The sequence below is a fragment of the Marinobacterium rhizophilum DSM 18822 genome (assembly GCF_000378045.1).
In the GTDB taxonomy this organism is placed as follows: Bacteria; Pseudomonadota; Gammaproteobacteria; order Pseudomonadales; family Balneatricaceae; genus Marinobacterium_A; species Marinobacterium_A rhizophilum.
The window spans coordinates 1-2,068 of sequence record NZ_KB899138.1 but is presented as its reverse complement, the minus strand read 5'-3'; the positions used below and the strand labels follow the sequence as shown (position 1 = coordinate 2,068).

The following is a 2,068-nucleotide window of genomic DNA, read 5'->3' as shown; positions in this document are numbered from 1 at the left end:
GCGCCAGAATACACATTGAGGGCTGTTGTACTGGCGACTGCGTTGCTGGACTTGCTGCTGAGCTATTCGTTGACGGTGTCTTTCAGCCGATTCAGATTGCATTTTCTCCGTAGCAGCTTTCATTGCTTTCGGTAGCCTTTTTTCTTTGCGTTTGGTGGAGGTGGCGGGTGAGTGCTATCTCCAGGTAACACCTTGATTTATAAAGGCCTGTCGGCGTGGTGTTGGCAGTTGTGTGACAGTAGTATGTGCCCCTAGTGGTTGGAGGGTCAGGCACGGCGTCCGAACGGCCGGACTATTGGGACAATGTCGTCGTGTATCTACGTGCAACCCACCCTTGGATATGTTCTCCATCAAGGCTGACCTCTACGAAGAGCCAAGGTCCTCTTGGCGCGCTGAGCACTTCGACAACCTTGCCCAAAGGTAGCAACGCCAGCACTTCACTGCTCCTGCTAGGCGCATCCCTGAGCCTCAAATCATCACCTACGACTATTCTGCAGTCTTCAAGTGATGAGGCCTCGTCACCTGAAAGGCATTTAGCCAGTCGGCGTACTTCTCGTGGGGTTTCGGCTTCTGTTAGTTTTGTCTCGGCCTGCTGTCGCCACTCTAAAATCTGAGGAGCCAGCCAAATCGTTATAATAATAGGGACAAGCCAAACGTTAATAATCCAGATCAATACTTTTCTGGCTGGTAGTGAGAGTCTACTGAGGTCGAAATTATCCGTGTCCAGAGACTGATGAAGTTCTGCTTCGACTTCGTCGGTAAAAAGTTCATCAATATCACTTGCGGTAACCGTTTCTGAAAGGCGAGTTCCACCTCGCTCGACCTGCCATAAAGCCGCTTGCAAAAAATTAGGTTTGAGAAGGTCTTGGAAAATCTTATGACGGGAAGTCTCGCCAAAAAGACTTATTGCCGATACCCATTGTTGAGAAAAGTTGGCTGTAGAAAGGCGGTCGTGGATGAGACTTTGCGTTATTCTCGACGCATCAGCAGCTGCTTTAGCGATTGACGAGTAGCGCTCACGGTCTTGATCCATTTGAGCTAGTATTTTGGCGACACCGCTCTCGGTCTCCATCAGTTTGTCGCGAAACGCCTGAGCTTGGGCCGCAGTGTCTAGAATGGAGAAGTAACGCTTGCGATCTCGCTCCATCTGAGCCAACGCTTTGGCAACGCCGCTGTCGACTCCTAACACGCTGTCGCGCAGCTTCTTAGCGTGCTCTGCTACCTCTAATACAGGGTTAAAGCGCTCGAGGTCATGCGACATTCGTGCAAGCATTTTGGAAACGCTGCTCTCCGTCTCCATCAGCTTGCTTTGGAACTTCTGAGCCTGGTTCTCTGAATCTAGGACTGATGCATAGCGCTTGCGATCCTGCTCCATCCGCGCCAATGCTTGTGCAACGCCGCTGTTGTTCCCCAGCAATCTGTCGCGAAGTTTTTGAGCATGCTCTGCTGCCTCGAATACTGACGCATAACGATTACGGCCGCTGTCTGCCAGCGCCAGGACCTGGGCAATTTGGCTTTCAGTCTCCGTAAGTTTGTCGTGAAACTCATGAAACTGGCTCTCGCGTTGCTCATCGCTCGCAGTAGAACTTTCCTTATCGTCTTTGCTGTCCTGCATCGGCTTCTCTTCAGCTATTGATAGTTGCGAAGACTGGAAGAAACATATTAACCATTTGTATAGCGTACGGTAACCAAGTCAAAAAATGGCCAGAATTTGTTTGAGGTTTTTGAATTTGGCGCATGAGCAGAACCCCCCCGTGCCCCCCATGCCTCGCTTGGCGCTACTGTTTGATTACGCATTAGCAGTCTTTGAGAGATATGTTCAACAGGGTACACCCGACAGAACACACATAGTGAACACAGCTCGGCGTGTTCAATGGGGTTGCATGCGAATGGGGGGCGGGGTCAGGTCTTGCCTTTTGTCTTATACATAAATCAGCCTGCGCTCGATGGACTAAGGACAATATTCTTTCACTTTTTCCAGAGCCTTTTCAGTCTTTTTATTAGCGTAGTCGTTGCGCCAGAATACACATTGAGGGCTGTTGTACTGGCGACTGCGTTGCTGGACTTG

The 2,068-nt window shown here is 50.3% G+C and carries 1 protein-coding gene; it reads right to left on the bottom strand.

Features of this window, described 5'->3' with window-relative positions; genetic code table 11:
- Nucleotides 1–292: 292 nt before the first annotated feature.
- Nucleotides 293–1,615 carry an SH3 domain-containing protein gene (locus F451_RS0124295; protein WP_020684014.1) on the bottom strand — a complete coding sequence of 441 codons (1,323 nt, stop codon included), beginning with the start codon at nucleotides 1,613–1,615 and terminating at the stop codon, nucleotides 293–295.
- Between the last annotated feature and the right edge of the window lie 453 nt (nucleotides 1,616–2,068).